The 14,131-nt window shown below is 60.5% G+C and carries 15 protein-coding genes; 6 read left to right on the top strand and 9 right to left on the bottom strand.

The genetic code is table 11. The annotated features are described in order from the left end of the window. Positions 1-576: 576 nt before the first annotated feature. The gene (locus tag QF045_RS13080; RefSeq protein ID WP_306492547.1) at positions 577-1,908 is read right to left on the bottom strand and encodes an APC family permease; all 1,332 of its coding nucleotides are present in this window, start codon (positions 1,906-1,908) and stop codon (positions 577-579) included. A 131-nt stretch (positions 1,909-2,039) separates the two neighbouring features. Continuing rightward, positions 2,040-2,354, bottom strand: a complete 315-nt coding sequence (locus QF045_RS13075) for a hypothetical protein (RefSeq protein ID WP_306492546.1) — start codon at positions 2,352-2,354, stop codon at positions 2,040-2,042. A 419-nt stretch (positions 2,355-2,773) separates the two neighbouring features. Here QF045_RS13075 and cyoA point away from each other — a divergent pair, with 419 nt between their 5' ends. From cyoA to cyoE, 5 genes are read left to right on the top strand one after another with little or no spacing between them, the layout of a single operon-like run. Next, complete coding sequence (cyoA, locus tag QF045_RS13070; RefSeq protein ID WP_306492545.1) at positions 2,774-3,697, top strand: ubiquinol oxidase subunit II; 924 nt, start codon at positions 2,774-2,776, stop codon at positions 3,695-3,697. A 2-nt stretch (positions 3,698-3,699) separates the two neighbouring features. Continuing rightward, positions 3,700-5,673, top strand: a complete 1,974-nt coding sequence (gene cyoB, locus QF045_RS13065; RefSeq protein ID WP_306492544.1) for a cytochrome o ubiquinol oxidase subunit I — start codon at positions 3,700-3,702, stop codon at positions 5,671-5,673. 3 nt (positions 5,674-5,676) lie between these two features. Next, a complete protein-coding gene (locus tag QF045_RS13060; protein WP_306492543.1) occupies positions 5,677-6,291 on the top strand; it encodes a cytochrome o ubiquinol oxidase subunit III in 615 nt (204 codons plus the stop codon). Between the two features lies 1 nt (position 6,292). After that, positions 6,293-6,631: a cytochrome o ubiquinol oxidase subunit IV gene (gene cyoD, locus QF045_RS13055; RefSeq protein ID WP_124386119.1), complete on the top strand. Its 339-nt coding sequence runs from the start codon at positions 6,293-6,295 to the stop codon at positions 6,629-6,631. Continuing rightward, positions 6,589-7,485, top strand: a complete 897-nt coding sequence (gene cyoE, locus QF045_RS13050) for a heme o synthase (RefSeq protein ID WP_306492542.1) — start codon at positions 6,589-6,591, stop codon at positions 7,483-7,485. Before cyoD ends, cyoE begins: the two co-directional genes overlap by 43 nt. 12 nt (positions 7,486-7,497) lie before the next feature. Here the strand turns inward: cyoE and QF045_RS13045 are convergent, their stop codons facing one another. From QF045_RS13045 to QF045_RS13030, 4 genes are all read right to left on the bottom strand, one after another. After that, a complete protein-coding gene (locus QF045_RS13045; RefSeq protein ID WP_306492541.1) occupies positions 7,498-9,087 on the bottom strand; it encodes a histidine kinase famiy protein in 1,590 nt (529 codons plus the stop codon). A 107-nt stretch (positions 9,088-9,194) separates the two neighbouring features. Beyond that, a complete protein-coding gene (locus QF045_RS13040) occupies positions 9,195-9,704 on the bottom strand; it encodes a ferritin-like domain-containing protein (protein WP_306492540.1) in 510 nt (169 codons plus the stop codon). Positions 9,705-9,767: 63 nt separating this feature from the next. After that, on the bottom strand, positions 9,768-10,652 hold the full coding sequence (locus QF045_RS13035; protein ID WP_306492539.1) for a manganese catalase family protein: 885 nt from the start codon (positions 10,650-10,652) through the stop codon (positions 9,768-9,770). Between the two features lie 166 nt (positions 10,653-10,818). Then, positions 10,819-11,040 (bottom strand): hypothetical protein, encoded by a 222-nt coding sequence (locus tag QF045_RS13030; protein WP_306492538.1) that lies wholly within the window; start codon positions 11,038-11,040, stop codon positions 10,819-10,821. A 295-nt stretch (positions 11,041-11,335) separates the two neighbouring features. On the opposite strand from QF045_RS13030, the gene QF045_RS13025 reads away from it, so the two are divergent. Continuing rightward, a complete protein-coding gene (locus QF045_RS13025) occupies positions 11,336-11,518 on the top strand; it encodes a general stress protein (RefSeq protein ID WP_003190457.1) in 183 nt (60 codons plus the stop codon). Positions 11,519-11,754: 236 nt separating this feature from the next. On the opposite strand, the gene QF045_RS13020 is transcribed toward QF045_RS13025, so the two are convergent. From QF045_RS13020 to QF045_RS13010, 3 genes are read right to left on the bottom strand one after another with little or no spacing between them, the layout of a single operon-like run. Next, positions 11,755-12,597, bottom strand: coding sequence for an MBL fold metallo-hydrolase (locus QF045_RS13020; protein ID WP_306492537.1), 843 nt, complete (start codon positions 12,595-12,597; stop codon positions 11,755-11,757). 33 nt (positions 12,598-12,630) lie between these two features. Further along, positions 12,631-12,924 carry a hypothetical protein gene (locus QF045_RS13015; protein WP_306492536.1) on the bottom strand — a complete coding sequence of 98 codons (294 nt, stop codon included), beginning with the start codon at positions 12,922-12,924 and terminating at the stop codon, positions 12,631-12,633. A gap of 38 nt (positions 12,925-12,962) precedes the next feature. Beyond that, positions 12,963-14,111, bottom strand: coding sequence for a hypothetical protein (locus QF045_RS13010; protein ID WP_306492535.1), 1,149 nt, complete (start codon positions 14,109-14,111; stop codon positions 12,963-12,965). Positions 14,112-14,131 lie beyond the last annotated feature (20 nt).

The raw sequence follows: 14,131 nt of genomic DNA, 5'->3' as shown, positions 1-14,131 counted from the left end.
CGGTTTACCCCCCAAATCACTGTCGGCTTCCGGCCAGCGTGGTTTGACGGGGCGCTTAAGATCAAAAGCAAAAGCAAAAGCAAAGCGAGGCGGCCTTAGAGCCGACCTGGTCAGTGGAGGGTGCGCGGTGGCTCGGCCAATCAATAACTTGTGGCGAGGGAGCTTGCTCCCGCTGGACTGCGGAGCAGTCGCAGTCTTGAAAAAGCGGGGCCGCTACGCGCCCCAGCGGGAGCAAGCTCCCTCGCCACAGTACGGCGCTGGTTCTTGCCTATCTACGATGCGCAGCGAGTCGCTTTTGCTTTTGATCTCGGTCGCCCCGTTAAACCACGCTGGCCGAACGCGGGCTTGAATTCGTGGGTAACCCGGCAGGACGCCGGGTTAGCCGCCCTGCGCCATGGATGGCGCATGGCGGCGGCCCACGGATTCAAGACCGCGTTCGGGCACACCGAGCCTAGGCGAGGTGCCGAGTGGTGGGGCGAGGACTTTTTGGTTACTTTTGGGTCCTTCCAAAAGTGACCCGCTGTAAGAGCGGAACCATAAGCCGCCGTTACCGCAGCAATGGATATGTACCCGAAATCAGCCAGCCTCCACCGCCGGCGCCACCATCCGATTACACCCATACAACACCACCCCCACCGACACCAACGCCCCACCCCGCAACCACGTATCCACCCCCTGCTGACTAAGCAGAATCAAACACGAAACAACCGCCAACACCGGCACCCAACTCGGCACACGAAAGTGACTCTGCTCAATCTTGTCCCGCCGCAGCACCAACACCGCCACATTGGTACTCAAAAAAACAAACAGCAGCAACAACACCACCGTCTCCGCCAACGCCGCCAGTGTCCCCGTCAACGTCAACGCAATCGCCACAGCGGTACTGGCCACAATCGCCACCCAGGGTGTGCGCCGCTTGGGCAGCACGCGCGACAGCGGCTGCGGCAACAACCCCATACGCGCCATCCCATAAGCCAGCCGACTCGCCATGACCATCGTCAAAAGCGCACCATTGGCCACCGCCACCAAGGCAATGAACGCAAATAGCTGAGGCGGAATACTCAAGCCCGACGCACGCACCACTTCCAGCAACGGCGCCGACGTGGAGGTCAACTTATCCATCGGCAACACTACCGATGCAGCGACTCCCACCGCCATGTACACAATGCCAGCCGTGACCAATGCGGCGAACAATGCTCGCGGATAAACCTTGCGCACCCCGCGGATTTCTTCCGCCAGGTTGGCTGAGGTCTCAAAGCCGACGAACGAATAGAACGCCAACAACGCAGCCCCCAGCACCGCCACCATGGGGTTGACGCCAGGCTTGAATTCGAACGCCCGCGCCAGGTTGGCTGCGCCGGACTGCAAGCACCACGCCGCCGCCACTACCACCAACAACAGCCCGGACAGTTCCACGCAGGTCATGACCATATTGGCGCCCAGCGATTCCTTGATGCCGCGGGCATTGAGCAGTGCAATCACCAGCAAAAACACCAGCGCCGCCCAATGCGGCGATACGTCGATGAACGCGGCGAGGTAGTCCCCGGCAAACGCCAGTGACAATCCGGCGGCGCTGGTCACGGCGGCAGCGAGCATGCAATAGCCCACCAGGAACGAGATCAGCGGCGACTTGAACGCCTTCTCGGCGAACACCGAAGCGGCGCCGGCATGCGGGTACTTGGTGACCAGCTCAGCGTAGGAGCCGGCCGTGAGCATGGCGAAGAACAACGCCACCAGCAACGGCACCCAGATCGCCCCGCCCACCTGGCCGGCGATGGTTCCGGCCAGCGCATACACGCCTGCGCCGAGCACATCGCCCAGGATGAACAGGAACAACATCGGGCCGGTCACGGCGCGGCGCAAGGAGGGTTTGGAGGGTTCGGCGTGGCTAAGGCTGGATTCGGTCATGGGCGGCTCTGAGCGGCAGGTTGCGATCAGCGTTCATCCGGCACGGGCCGGCTGAGGCAGGGCTATCTACAATGGAAAATCACCGGGCCGCCAAAGTTCATTCATTCGTCAACCTCCAGCCAGCCAGCCGGTCAGTCCTCGTCGTGGCCGTGGGCGTCGGCGCAGGGCAATCGACCGGATTCGCCGCCGGCAATTCGTTCCGCCTGGTCGATACCGCGCTTGAGTGCGTCGTGCACCGTCCATTCCGCGCCCGGCAACTGCTTGGTGCGTTCCACCACGCACTGGCCCGTTGCGGTGTAGACGCACAGCAGCACTTCAATGTCCGCGTCGTCCCGTTCCCGGGCCCGGACTTCAATATGACAGCCGTTTTCAACTTCCTGGGTAAAACACTCTTCGTCCCGCGCCTGGGCAGCCCAGGCATTAAAGGTATTGCCGCGAATGAACATAGCTGTTCTCCATGACCATTAGTAAGTTGACCTGCAACTAAGACCTGAACTCTTTAGCAGTGATTCCGTGTGTTTTCCACAACGAACTCATCATGCGCCTATCTAAAACCCTTTAGCGTTTCGCTTGTTAAACCGTTCGTCAGGCGGAGTAACATTTTGTTAAACCAACCCCTGAGGGCTCATTCAAATTGTTCGGGAGCGCGCTGAAACGCGCCCCGCAAGACAGCAACGAAAGCCAATAAAACCGGGCAGTAGACGAGGTTTTATCTACTGGCGATGCCTTATCGCCTGGCGTTTATCAATGGGAGTACGCCAGGCATTAACAAACGCAACGGCAACGTTTCGCTTAACCAACTTGCGAACGCGGGCGCGGTTGTTCGGCAGCGCAACAACGGATGTTTTCACTACAGGAGCACGGCATGAAACGAGCGATGGGTTATGGCCTGGCATCTCTCGCCAGCATCTTCTTATTAACCGGCTGCAACTTGGTGGTGTTCAACCCCAAGGGCCAGGTGGCAACCGATGAACGCGACCTGATTATCCTCGCCACGGGTTTGATGTTACTGGTGGTGGTGCCGGTGATCGTGCTGATGTTCGTGTTCGCCTACCGCTATCGGGCGACCAACAAGAAAGCGCGTTACTCGCCACGCTGGGCCAGCTCCCACAAAATCGAAGCGGTGGTGTGGGGCGTTCCCTTGCTGATCATCATCGCCCTGGGCTGGGTGACGTGGGAAACCACCCACGCCCTGGACCCCTATCGCCCGCTCGACTCGGATACACCGCCGATCAATGTGCAGGTGGTGGCCACCGATTGGAAGTGGCTGTTCATCTACCCGGACCTGGGTATCGCCAGCGTCAACGAACTGGCCCTGCCGGTGCACACGCCGGTGAGTTTCACCATCACCTCCGATGCCGCCATGACCTCATTCTTTATCCCCGCGCTGGGTGGGCAGATCTACGCCATGGCCGGCATGCAGACCAAGCTGCACCTGATCGCCAACGAGACCGGCGAGTTCAGGGGCATTGCCGCCAACTACAACGGCCCCGGCTTCTCCGACATGCATTTCGCCACGCTGTCGTTGAGCCCTGCCGATTTCCAGGCCTGGGTCACCAAGGTCAAGGGCGCGGCAACGCAGCTGGACCAGACCAGCTATGCACAATTGGCCAAGCCCACCATCAAGCACCCGGTCACCTATTACTCGGCGGTGCAGGAGCGGCTGTTCCTGGACATCGTCGATAAATACGAAGGCATGAACAAGGCCCCTAAAACCAAACGTGCGCAATTGAGCGGCGCGCAACAAGGCGCCGATCAACACCCAAGTCTGCTGGCTGAGGAGCGGTAACAATGTTCGGAAAACTGTCGTGGGACGCGATCCCAACCACTGAACCCATTGTGATGTACACCTTGGCCTTCATCGGGCTGATCGGTGTAGCGATGGTCGGGTCCATCACCTGGAAGCGCAAATGGGGCTACCTGTGGCGCGATTGGTTCACCTCGGTGGACCACAAGAAAATCGGCTGCATGTACATCATCGTCGCGCTGGTAATGCTGCTGCGTGGGTTTTCCGACGCGATCATGATGCGTACCCAGCAAGCCATGGCCGCCAGCGGCGGGCCGGGTTATCTGCCGCCGGAACACTACGATCAGATCTTCACCGCCCACGGCGTGATCATGATTTTTTTCGTGGCCATGCCCTTCGTGGTCGGCCTGATGAACGTGGTGGTGCCGTTGCAGATCGGCGCGCGTGACGTGGCCTACCCGTTTCTCAATGCGCTGAGCTTCTGGCTGTTCGTGGCCGGTGCCCTGCTGGTTAACGTCTCACTGGGCATCGGTGAGTTTGCGCGAACCGGTTGGGTCGCTTACCCGCCGTTATCCGGGTTGGCGTACAGTCCCGGCGTGGGGGTGGATTACTACATCTGGTCATTGCAGATATCCGGGATCGGCACGCTACTGACGGGGGTGAATTTCTTCGTCACGATTCTGAAGATGCGCACCGAAGGCATGACCCTGTTCAAGATGCCGGTATTCACTTGGAACGCGCTGTGTACCTCGGTGCTGATCCTAGCGTCGTTTCCGATCCTGACCGCCACCCTGCTGATGCTGACCCTGGACCGTTACCTGGGCATGCATTTTTTTACCAACGAAGCCGGCGGCAACCCGATGATGTACGTCAACCTGATCTGGGCCTGGGGGCACCCGGAGGTGTACATCCTGATCCTGCCAGCGTTCGGGGTATTTTCTGAAATTGCCGCCACGTTCAGCAGCAAGCGGCTGTTCGGTTACGTGTCGCTGGTGTGGGCGACGATCGCGATTACCGTGCTCTCGTTCATCGTGTGGCTGCACCACTTCTTCACCATGGGCTCGGGGGGCAACGTCAACGCGTTCTTTGGCATCATGACGATGATCATCGCCGTGCCGACCGGGGTGAAGATCTTTACCTGGCTGTTCACCATGTACCGTGGCCGGGTGCGCTTCGAAACCCCCATGCTGTGGACCCTGGGCTTTATCGTGACCTTCAGCATCGGCGGCATGACCGGCGTCTTGCTGGCCGTGCCAGGCGCGGACTTCATGCTGCACAACAGCCTGTTTTTGATCGCGCACTTTCACAACGTGATCATCGGCGGCGCGGTGTTCGGCTACATGGCCGGCCTGACCTACTGGTTCCCCAAGGCCTTTGGCTTCCGCTTGAACGACAAGCTGGGGCGCATCGCATTCTGGTGCTGGCTGATCGGCTTCTATTTCGCGTTCATGCCGTCGTACGTGCTGGGCTTCATGGGCATGACGCGGCGCCTCAACCATTTCGACAATCCTGAGTGGCGCCCTTGGCTGCTGCTGGAACTGGTCGGCGTGGCGATCATTCTCTGCGGTGTGACCGCCCAGGCGCTGCAGCTGTTTATCAGCATTCGTCGCCGTCATGAGTATCGCGACCTCACCGGTGACCCATGGGACGGACGCACCCTGGAATGGGCCACCGCGTCGCCGCCGCCGCTGTACAACTTTGCCGAACAACCCAAGGTCAACGACCTGGACGCGTACTGGGGCATGAAGGAGCGCGGCGTCAGCACCTTGAGCCACACCGACTATCGCAGCATCCACATGCCGCGCAATACCGCCTCGGGCCTGATCATCAGCCTGTTCGCGCTGATCTGCAGCTTTGCGCTGGTGTGGCATATCTGGTGGTTGGCGGCATTCGGCCTGGTGGCATCGGTGGTCGCGTTCGTGGTGCGCAGTTACGACGAAGACACCGATTATTTCGTGCCCGCAGAGGAAGTCGCGCGCATCGAAACGGCCCGTCTCAAAGACCTGGCAGAGGCTTGACCCATGTCCAATATCGTTATCGAAAAAGACATCGCCCACACCCATGAACAAGGGCATGAAGACGCCGGTTCCCTGAGCCTGTTCGGGTTCTGGATCTACCTGATGACCGACTGCATTTTGTTCGCGACGCTGTTCGCCGGCTATGCGGTACTGCGCGACAGCGTGGCGGGCGGCCCCTCCACGGCGGATATCTTCGAACTGCCTTATGTGCTGGCTGAAACCATGCTGCTGCTGTTGAGCAGCATCACCTACGGCTACGCGATGCTGGCGATGAACCGTGGCGAGCAGTCCCAGGTGCTGCGCTGGCTGGGGCTCACCTTTGTGCTGGGTGCCGGGTTTATCGCGATGGAGATCAACGAATTCCATCACTTGATCGCTGAAGGCTACGGGCCGGACCGCAGTGCCTTCCTGACCGCGTTCTTCACCCTGGTCGGCACCCACGGCGCGCACGTGTTGACGGGCCTTGTGTGGATGGCGGTGCTGATGGTCCAGGTAAAGCAACGCGGCCTGACCAGCACCAACGCCACGCGGCTCAGTTGCCTGAGCCTGTTCTGGCACTTTTTGGACGTGGTGTGGATCTGCGTCTTTACCGTGATCTATCTGTTGGGGGTGGTGTGACATGTACAAGCAAAGTTCGGTTCACAGCAGCGCGGGCAGCAGCCATGGCAGCAGCCGTTCCTATCTGGTCGGCTTCCTGGTGTCGGTAGTGCTCACCGTGATCCCTTTCGCCATGGTGATGTTCCCGTCACTGCCGCGCACCACCACCGCCTGGCTGGTGGTGGCACTGGGCGCGATTCAGATCGTGGTCCACTTGAAGTTCTTCCTGCACCTGGATACCGCCGAGGAACAACGCTGGAACCTGATTGCGCTGATTTTCTCGGCGGTCATCATTCTTCTGCTGGTAGGGCTTTCGCTATGGATCATGGGCAGTATTCACCACAATATGCTGGCGCACTGAAGCACTGGCTCGGGCTGTTCAATGCCGCGCTGCAGCTGACCAAGCCCGGGATTATCTTCGGCAATCTCGCCTCGGTGCTAGGGGGCTACTTCCTCGCGGGCAGGGGCCATCTGGCGGACCCTGCGCACTTGCTGGCCGCCCTGCTCGGCACTGCATTGGTGATCGGTTGCGGCTGTGTCATCAACAACTGTGTCGACCGCGACATCGACCGACGCATGGTGCGAACCTGTCACCGTGCGTTGGCACTGCGAACCATTGCAGTGCCCACGGCCGCAAGCTACGCCATCGCCCTGGGGGTCGCCGGTTTCGGTTTGCTGTGGGTCGCCAGCAATGCGCTGACCTGCCTGCTGGCACTGCTGGGGCTGGTGATCTATGCGGGGGTGTATACCGTCTGGCTGAAGCGGCGCTCGCACTGGGCGACCCTGATCGGCAGCCTGTCCGGGGCGATGCCGCCGGTGATCGGTTATTGCGCGGTCACCGGCAGGTTCGACGCCACGGCGCTGCTGCTGGTGGTGGTGTTCTGCTGTTGGCAGATGCCTCACTCGCACGCCATCACCGTGATGCGCCGCGAGGATTTTCGCGCAGCGCGCCTGCCGCTGTTGAGCCTGCCCGAGGCCCACCGGCAGATACAAGCGTACATTCTGGCGTTCCTGGCCAGCACGCTGGTGCTGGGCGCGATTGCACAGATGAACGCCTGGTATTTTGCGGTGATGCTCGGCTGCTGCGGTTACTGGATGACGCTCGCCAACAGCTCCGCGCGCCTGACTGATCCGCGGAGCTGGGCGCGCAAGGTGTTTGGCTTCTCGATTATCCTGGTGCTGGCTCTGAACCTGTCGCTGGCCGTCCTCGGTTAGGCGCGTCGGCGGTCACTTCAGCGCCGGTACGGCGTCGAGCACCGCGCGGATTTTGCGCGGCAGGTCGATGGACTGATAAGGCTTTTGAATCAGCTCGAATTCATGCACCGGTATATCCGCGCGCGCCAGCGCATCTTTCGCGTAGCCGGTGGTGAGCAGAACCTTGATCTGCGGATACAGGCGGGTCACCTCCCGGGCGAGCGCCGCGCCGTTCATCGTGCCCGGCATGATCAAGTCGCTGAACACCAAGTCATACCTATTGCTCTCAAGCATGCGCAACGCTTCGGCGGCGTCGTGTGCGATATCGGTCCGGTAACCGTAGTCGGACAGGATTACCTGAGCCAACTCGGCCACGTCGGGCCGGTCCTCCACGATCAGGATCTTCTCGTCGCCCTGCAGCGAGGTGGCAGCAGGTGTTTGCTCGACCCAAAGCTGGCTGTCATCGGCCGGAAAATACAGGCGTATCGTGGTGCCGATCCCGGGGTAGGAGTGGATACGGGCGGTGCCGCCCGATTGCTTGACGAAGCCATACACCATCGACAGCCCCAGGCCCGAGCCCTTGCCCTCCTCCTTGGTGGTGAAGAACGGTTGCATGACTTTTTCTTCAAGGTCGGGATCGATGCCATTGCCATTGTCAGACACCGAGATGCTGACATAGCGGCCCTCAGCCAGGCCATCGCGTTCGGCACCGGCCTCGCCCGGCACCTGGACGTTGGCGGTTTTGACCGTCACGGTCGGCTCTGCACGCCCTTCCAATGCGTCCTGGGCATTGGTCAGTAGGTGCCGCACCGCCAACTCCGCCTGGGTAGGGTCGATGCGGCAGTTCCACAGGTCTTCGGCGAGTTCCACGTGCAAGTCGACGTTGTGCAGCACGCCCGTGAGGTCAGGGCGACCGAGCAAGGTGTTCAGATTGATTACCCGGCTGTCGAGCCGCTGCTTGCGCGAGAACGCCAGCAATTGCTGCGTCAGGTTTTGCGCTTTTTCAGCGGCCGCCCGGGCGCGACTGGCACTGTTGAAGATGCGCTGCGGGTCGCAGCCGGGGCGCTTGGCGCTCTGCTGGATCAGCTCCAGATACCCGACCATCACCTGCAGCAGGTTGTTGAAGTCATGGGCGATGCCACCCGTGAGCTGCCCCAACGCCTCCAGGTCTTGTGCGCGGCGCACGCGCAGTTCCGCGTCGTGGCGCCGGCTCACATCCAGCTGGGAGGCGAAGAAGTACACCAACTGGCCGCGCTCGTTGAACAACGGAGAAAGGAACAATTCGTTCCAAAAGGTCGAACCGTCCTTGCGGTAATTAAGCACTTCGACACAGACCTCATGGTGTTGGTCGACCGCACGCTGCACCTGCTCCAGGGTGCGGTTGTCCGTTTCCGGCCCTTGCAGGAACCTGCAATTGCGCCCGATCACCTCGTCGTGTTCGAAGCCGGTCAACGTCAGGAACGCCGGGTTGGCGAACACGATCGGGTTGTCGGGCTGCGCAGGGTCGGTCACGATCATCGCGCTGTGGCTGGTTTGCATCGCCGCAAAAAACAGATCTTTGCGGTCGGAAGAAAGCACCGGCAACTCATCACTGCCGACCACGGGCTTCTTCTTGGTTGCCAAGGTTCACCTCCAGATAAGTGGCGTGTGTTCCATTGACCGTGAAAACGCAGCGGAGTGCGAGCGTGCGCTAAATCATATGCGGCGCCGGTCCGGCGCCGCGCGCTGCATCAGCGCTTGGCCTCTGTGTCGGGGGCCGCAGAGCGCTCCAGAAACGCCTGGGTGAGCTGCGGCAAATGCTCGAGCAGCCACTCGGCCATGGCGATTTCCTGGGGCAGGATCTTCTCGCACGCCGCCTGTGTTTCGGTATCGCCTGCCGCCTGCGCCGCCGCGATGAGCACCGTGTAGCTGGCCACCTCCATGTTTTCGAAGACGTAGCCTGCCATCGCGCCCTTGATCACCTCGTCGCTCATCAATGAGCCACCCACCGCCTGCCCGAACGCCATCAACTTGCCGCCGATGTCTTTCAGGGTCGAGGCGTTGCCGCCCAAGCGCGTCAGGCATTCGTCAATGAGCGCCTGCTGGCCAAGGGTTTCCTGGATATGCTGGTCGATGCGTGCCTTGAGCTGCGGGTAATGCTCGAGGCGCTCGGATTGCGCCTTGAGCATTTTTTCGGCCTGTTGCTCCATCGCGTGGGCATCACGTAGCCAGTCGAGCACGTTTTCCTGTGGGGTCGCCATGTCGTTACTCCTCTTAAGCCAATAAATAGAACCGCACGCCCGTGGGCGTGCGGTTGCCGCGAATCAGAGATCAGGCTTGGGCTGAAGGCCCGCGCCCAGATCGGCGCCTGTGGTCGGGTCGCTGGTAGGGTCGGAGAGCGTGCGGATTTTCATCGCGCTCAGCAGCGCTTCGTCGTCAGGGCTCAACTGCACGCTGGCCATGCCATCGCCGCCGTCGACCGCAGGTTGCGGGTTCTCCACAAACTCCCATTCATCGCCCTGGTTCCAAGGGCCCCGCATATTGCCCGCGCCCTGGGACATGTTGTAGTACACCTGGGTGAACTCCGGTTTGCCCGGCAGCTTGCCTTGGGGGAAATTCGGTTGAATCGAATGCAGCGCCTTTTCAAAGGAAATCTGATGCGCGATTTCCCGGGTCATCAGAAACCCGAGGGCATCCTTCACACCGGGATCGTCGGTGACGTTCATCAGCCGCTCATAGACGATCTTGGCGCGCGCTTCGGCCGCAATGTTGGAGCGCATGTCCGCGGTGGGCTCACCGATGGTGTCGATGTAGGCCGCAGTCCACGGTACCCCGGCAGAGTTGATCAATGGCGCACCGGCACCGTACAGCAGGCTGGTGATGTGGGAGTCATTGCCAGCGCCATTGAGTGAGCGATACAGCTCGCCCTCCTCCTCCACGCCTTCGGCCATGCGCCCCTTGGCGCCCTTGTTGAGCATCACGATGATCGAGCCAACGATTTCCAGGTGACTGAGTTCCTCGGTGGCGATGTCCATCAACAGGTCTTTGCGCCCTGGATCGTCCTCGGACAAGGCTTGGGTAAAGTAGCGGGACGCGGCCGCCAACTCACCTTGAGCGCCGCCAAACTGTTCAAGCAAAAGGTTGGCCAGGCCTGGGTTGGGCTCGGCGACACGTACGGTGTATTGAAGTCGCTTGTTATGTAGAAACATGAACAAATCTCCTCAGGCTTTCTTAAAAGGGGCGGCATCTCGGAATGCGCGCCTACCCTTTATGTGAAGCGGACGGTGGTTGAAAAATTTCAAAAAAAATTCGCCCATCACGACCAGCGGTTAACCGCCCCATGACAAGCGAAACGGCGCCGCTGGGACTTGCGGCTCAGTCAGCAGCCGCATCATCCAGATCGGGAACGGCGTCGATTTCAGGTGTGCCGTTAGGCGGCACGGGGGTGGCCACAGCACCATCCGCATGGGTATCGGGGTGGTTCCAGTCGGTGGTTGCGTTGGGGTCTTCGTCGCGTCCGGCGGTACCGATCACACAACCGTCGTCGTTGGGATTGTCGAGTGGCTGGTTCTGGGTGTTGGTGGGGTCATGGTTCATCGCAGCAGTCTCCCGTGTACAGGATAGGAACTTCGTTGGAACCGTCGCTGTTTTCCAAGTGCGACGAAAAAGACGAATGGTGCGAATGAACTTACCCGCTATCGAATCAGCGAGTGAAAACTTATACGAAGCGGCGTTATGACCACACCTTTGTACAACTTTTAGTGAATAACTACCGCTCGTCGCCGCTTATAAAAATCAATAAAACATTTCTCATGGCGCCGCTATCGGAATAAGTGTCCGTTGCCATAACGGGCAACTAACGAAACGCTAACTGAGCGACTGGAGAATTGTCATGACCACAGGTAATAAAAACCCAGGTAACTTTGCCAACGATCGCGAAAAAGCATCCGAAGCAGGCAAGAAAGGTGGCCAAGCGTCAGGCGGGAACTTCGCCAATGACCGTGAAAAAGCCTCTGAAGCAGGCCGTAAAGGCGGTCAACACAGCCACGGCGGCGGCCGCAAATCGGGTTCTTGAGTGATGCGTGGGAGGGGCAGCCTCGCTGCCCCTCCATACCAGGAACTCGCCGATCGGTGTGCGAACGCCGCTGATCAAGTGCAGACTTTCTACCGCTAAGTTACACTTCCTGCCGCACGTCTTGTTAACGGGGCTCTCTACGTTAAGAATGACGTGTATTGTTGTTGCGCGCACACACTTAAACTTAATAGCCGGCTACGTTACTTACCTCGCGGCGCGGTTATAGCCCAAACACTTTAATGCTCATTAATGCCAGCACTCAGCGCTTGTTTCAGTTCGCGTGCGTCATGGCTGCAGAATACCGTCACCGTCTTGCCGCTCTCGGCGACCAACTGGCGCAACCGCTGTTGATTATGCAGACGCGCCTGGCGATCGGTGTCCATCATGCTCTGGTAGAAACGCATACCGGGTGGACAGCGGCGCTTGGGCAAGTGAACTTCGTCATGGTGAAAGTACGCATCGCCAGCATGAAGCGTCCAGCCTTCGGCGGTGCGAATAGCGACACCGGCGTGGCCAGCTGTATGCCCGCGAAGCGGCACCAGCAGAATGTCTTCCTGCTCGACGCCGACCACTGCTCGCACCGAATCGAAACCGAACCAGGTATCGCCATGGGGTGCATACAGCTGCCAGTCCGCAACGTCGCGCCATTGCGCGGGCAGGAAGCGCCGTCGTTCAATCCAGTCGCTGGCCAACGTCGCGTGATTGAGTTCCTGATGCATGACGTGCACGCGCGCCTTGGGAAAATCCTGCAGCCCGCCGGCGTGATCGAAGTCCAGGTGCGTCAGCACTATGTGACGCACGTCCTCAGGCTTGAACCCCAACTGCCGCAGTTGCTCGAGTGCGGTGAAACGATGCTCCAGCTGGATGTTGTTGAACGTGCGGAAGAAACGGCTCAGGCGTTCAGGGTGTTCGACATCCTGCTGGCCGAACCCGGTGTCCACCAGGATCAAGCCATTGGCGTGCGTCTCGATCAGCAGGCAATGGCATACCACCGAGGCCGTCCACCCACGGCTGTAGCCGTCGAACAACGCCCCGCCCAGGGGGCACATACATCCGCAGTTCAAATGATGCACACGCATATCAGGTTCCTTGATGGACGGCCGACGGCCGGGCTACTTCGACGTCGTCGTCGACTGCCCAGCCTCGATGCACAGGTCGATGGCCACGGTGTCGACACGGTCACGTCGCAGTGCCGCCAGGTTCTGCAGCGTTTGTGCATGCACCGCGTCCGCCGCGTCCTTGAGCCGCTGCCATTCCTCAAGGCTGATGATTTCACGCAGCACCAGCTCATCGGCACGGTTGATGAGCGTCTGATAGAAGTCGTCGGGCCAGTCCAGGCGGTAGCTGTCATCTTCGAGCAATAGGTGCCAGGCCTGGATTTCCATCTCTTTTTGGCTTTTTTCCATCGTTGCGCTCCTGTCGAGTCGAACTGCCGGTGGCTGGCTCAGTACCGCAATACGGCGGCCGCGCGGCTGTCGGAGGGCATCGAACGTTCGGTGGGCACCACCACGATCTCGCCGCCCTGGCGGATAACGGCCAGGATCAGCTCGTCCAGTGCCGCATCCTCATTCACCGCATGGTCGTGTACCACCTGTGTCCCCACCCCGGCATAAGCGTCGGCTTCCACCAGCAACAACGCCACGCGGCCTTCCTGCGCCGCGCGTTCAATGTCCGGCAACCGCGACGCGTTAAGCCGTTGCCCCACCGCGATACCAAAACGGTCAAGCGCTGCATTCAACGCGTCGTCGCGGCGCTGGCTCAGTACTTCCGTGCAGGCGTGTGCCAATTGAGTTGGCGAGAGCGTGGCGGGATCGATGCGTACGCCCTCGGCCACCAGGAACGGGTTGTGGCTGACCGCCCGGAACACGGCCTGGTTCTCAGGCAGCGCCACCAGCACCAGGGGTAATTGGCAGACGCGCGAACAATGCTCGGTAATCGCCTTGTCGACGGCACGGAAAAAGCGTTCACGGTCCAGGTTCACTTCATCCTGCTTACCGCCGCCGCCAGACTCATGCATCATCGGGTCGCCGCGCTCGCCTGCCCCGCTGAAGCCGTCCGGGTGGCCTTGCTGATTGCGCGGGGTCAGTTCCTCGCCAAGCGCCTGGGTTTGGGAAGTGGGAACCGCCTGCGGCAGCTCAACCTCTTGCAGCGCCTGCGCGGTGCCCTCGAACACCTGCACACTGTCGCGGGTCAGGCACAGCGCCTGGTAGCGCTCGGTGGTCGGCGCCTGGCGCAGCAACGGCCGCAGGTACGGGTGACGGTTGACCATGGCGATCTCTTGAACCGGCTGCTGCAACCCCACCACGATGAAGTGCTCGGCGCCGCCGAAGATCGCCAGCGCGGGTGGGCAGGTGTTCCAGAACTCGGTGTCGGCCACCAGGTCATGGAACGGCGCCAGCAGCGTCTGGGCCTCGGGCGACTGCTGCGCCAAGCTGGCTTCCAGGTCTTTGATGAGGTTCTTCAGGCGAATCGGATTTTGCGCGCGCTCGGGGAATGTTTGCTGAACGGGCATGTAGACACTCAGGTTGGTGCGATCGGCCAGCGCCAACAGCGTGTCCAGTGTCTGGCGGGTAAAGGTTTGAATCTCGACCATGGAAAATCTCCTTAATATTC

Source organism: Pseudomonas sp. W4I3 (genome assembly GCF_030816195.1).
Lineage (GTDB): Bacteria > Pseudomonadota > Gammaproteobacteria > Pseudomonadales > Pseudomonadaceae > Aquipseudomonas.
This window is presented reverse-complemented; position numbering and strand designations above follow the sequence as displayed.

Excerpts from the sequence above, each read along its gene's own strand:
- QF045_RS13075 (WP_306492546.1), bottom strand. The coding sequence starts at position 2,354 with ATGTTCATTCGCGGCAATACCTTTAATGCCTGGGCTGCCCAGGCGCGG.
- QF045_RS13035 (WP_306492539.1), bottom strand. The coding sequence starts at position 10,652 with ATGTTTCTACATAACAAGCGACTTCAATACACCGTACGTGTCGCCGAG.
- QF045_RS13060 (WP_306492543.1), top strand. The coding sequence starts at position 5,677 with ATGTCCAATATCGTTATCGAAAAAGACATCGCCCACACCCATGAACAA.
- cyoD (WP_124386119.1), top strand. The coding sequence starts at position 6,293 with ATGTACAAGCAAAGTTCGGTTCACAGCAGCGCGGGCAGCAGCCATGGC.
- QF045_RS13030 (WP_306492538.1), bottom strand. The coding sequence starts at position 11,040 with ATGAACCATGACCCCACCAACACCCAGAACCAGCCACTCGACAATCCC.
- QF045_RS13025 (WP_003190457.1), top strand. The coding sequence starts at position 11,336 with ATGACCACAGGTAATAAAAACCCAGGTAACTTTGCCAACGATCGCGAA.
- QF045_RS13010 (WP_306492535.1), bottom strand. The coding sequence starts at position 14,111 with ATGGTCGAGATTCAAACCTTTACCCGCCAGACACTGGACACGCTGTTG.
- cyoE (WP_306492542.1), top strand. The coding sequence starts at position 6,589 with ATGGATCATGGGCAGTATTCACCACAATATGCTGGCGCACTGAAGCAC.
- QF045_RS13080 (WP_306492547.1), bottom strand. The coding sequence starts at position 1,908 with ATGACCGAATCCAGCCTTAGCCACGCCGAACCCTCCAAACCCTCCTTG.
- cyoB (WP_306492544.1), top strand. The coding sequence starts at position 3,700 with ATGTTCGGAAAACTGTCGTGGGACGCGATCCCAACCACTGAACCCATT.
- cyoA (WP_306492545.1), top strand. The coding sequence starts at position 2,774 with ATGAAACGAGCGATGGGTTATGGCCTGGCATCTCTCGCCAGCATCTTC.
- QF045_RS13040 (WP_306492540.1), bottom strand. The coding sequence starts at position 9,704 with ATGGCGACCCCACAGGAAAACGTGCTCGACTGGCTACGTGATGCCCAC.
- QF045_RS13015 (WP_306492536.1), bottom strand. The coding sequence starts at position 12,924 with ATGGAAAAAAGCCAAAAAGAGATGGAAATCCAGGCCTGGCACCTATTG.
- QF045_RS13020 (WP_306492537.1), bottom strand. The coding sequence starts at position 12,597 with ATGCGTGTGCATCATTTGAACTGCGGATGTATGTGCCCCCTGGGCGGG.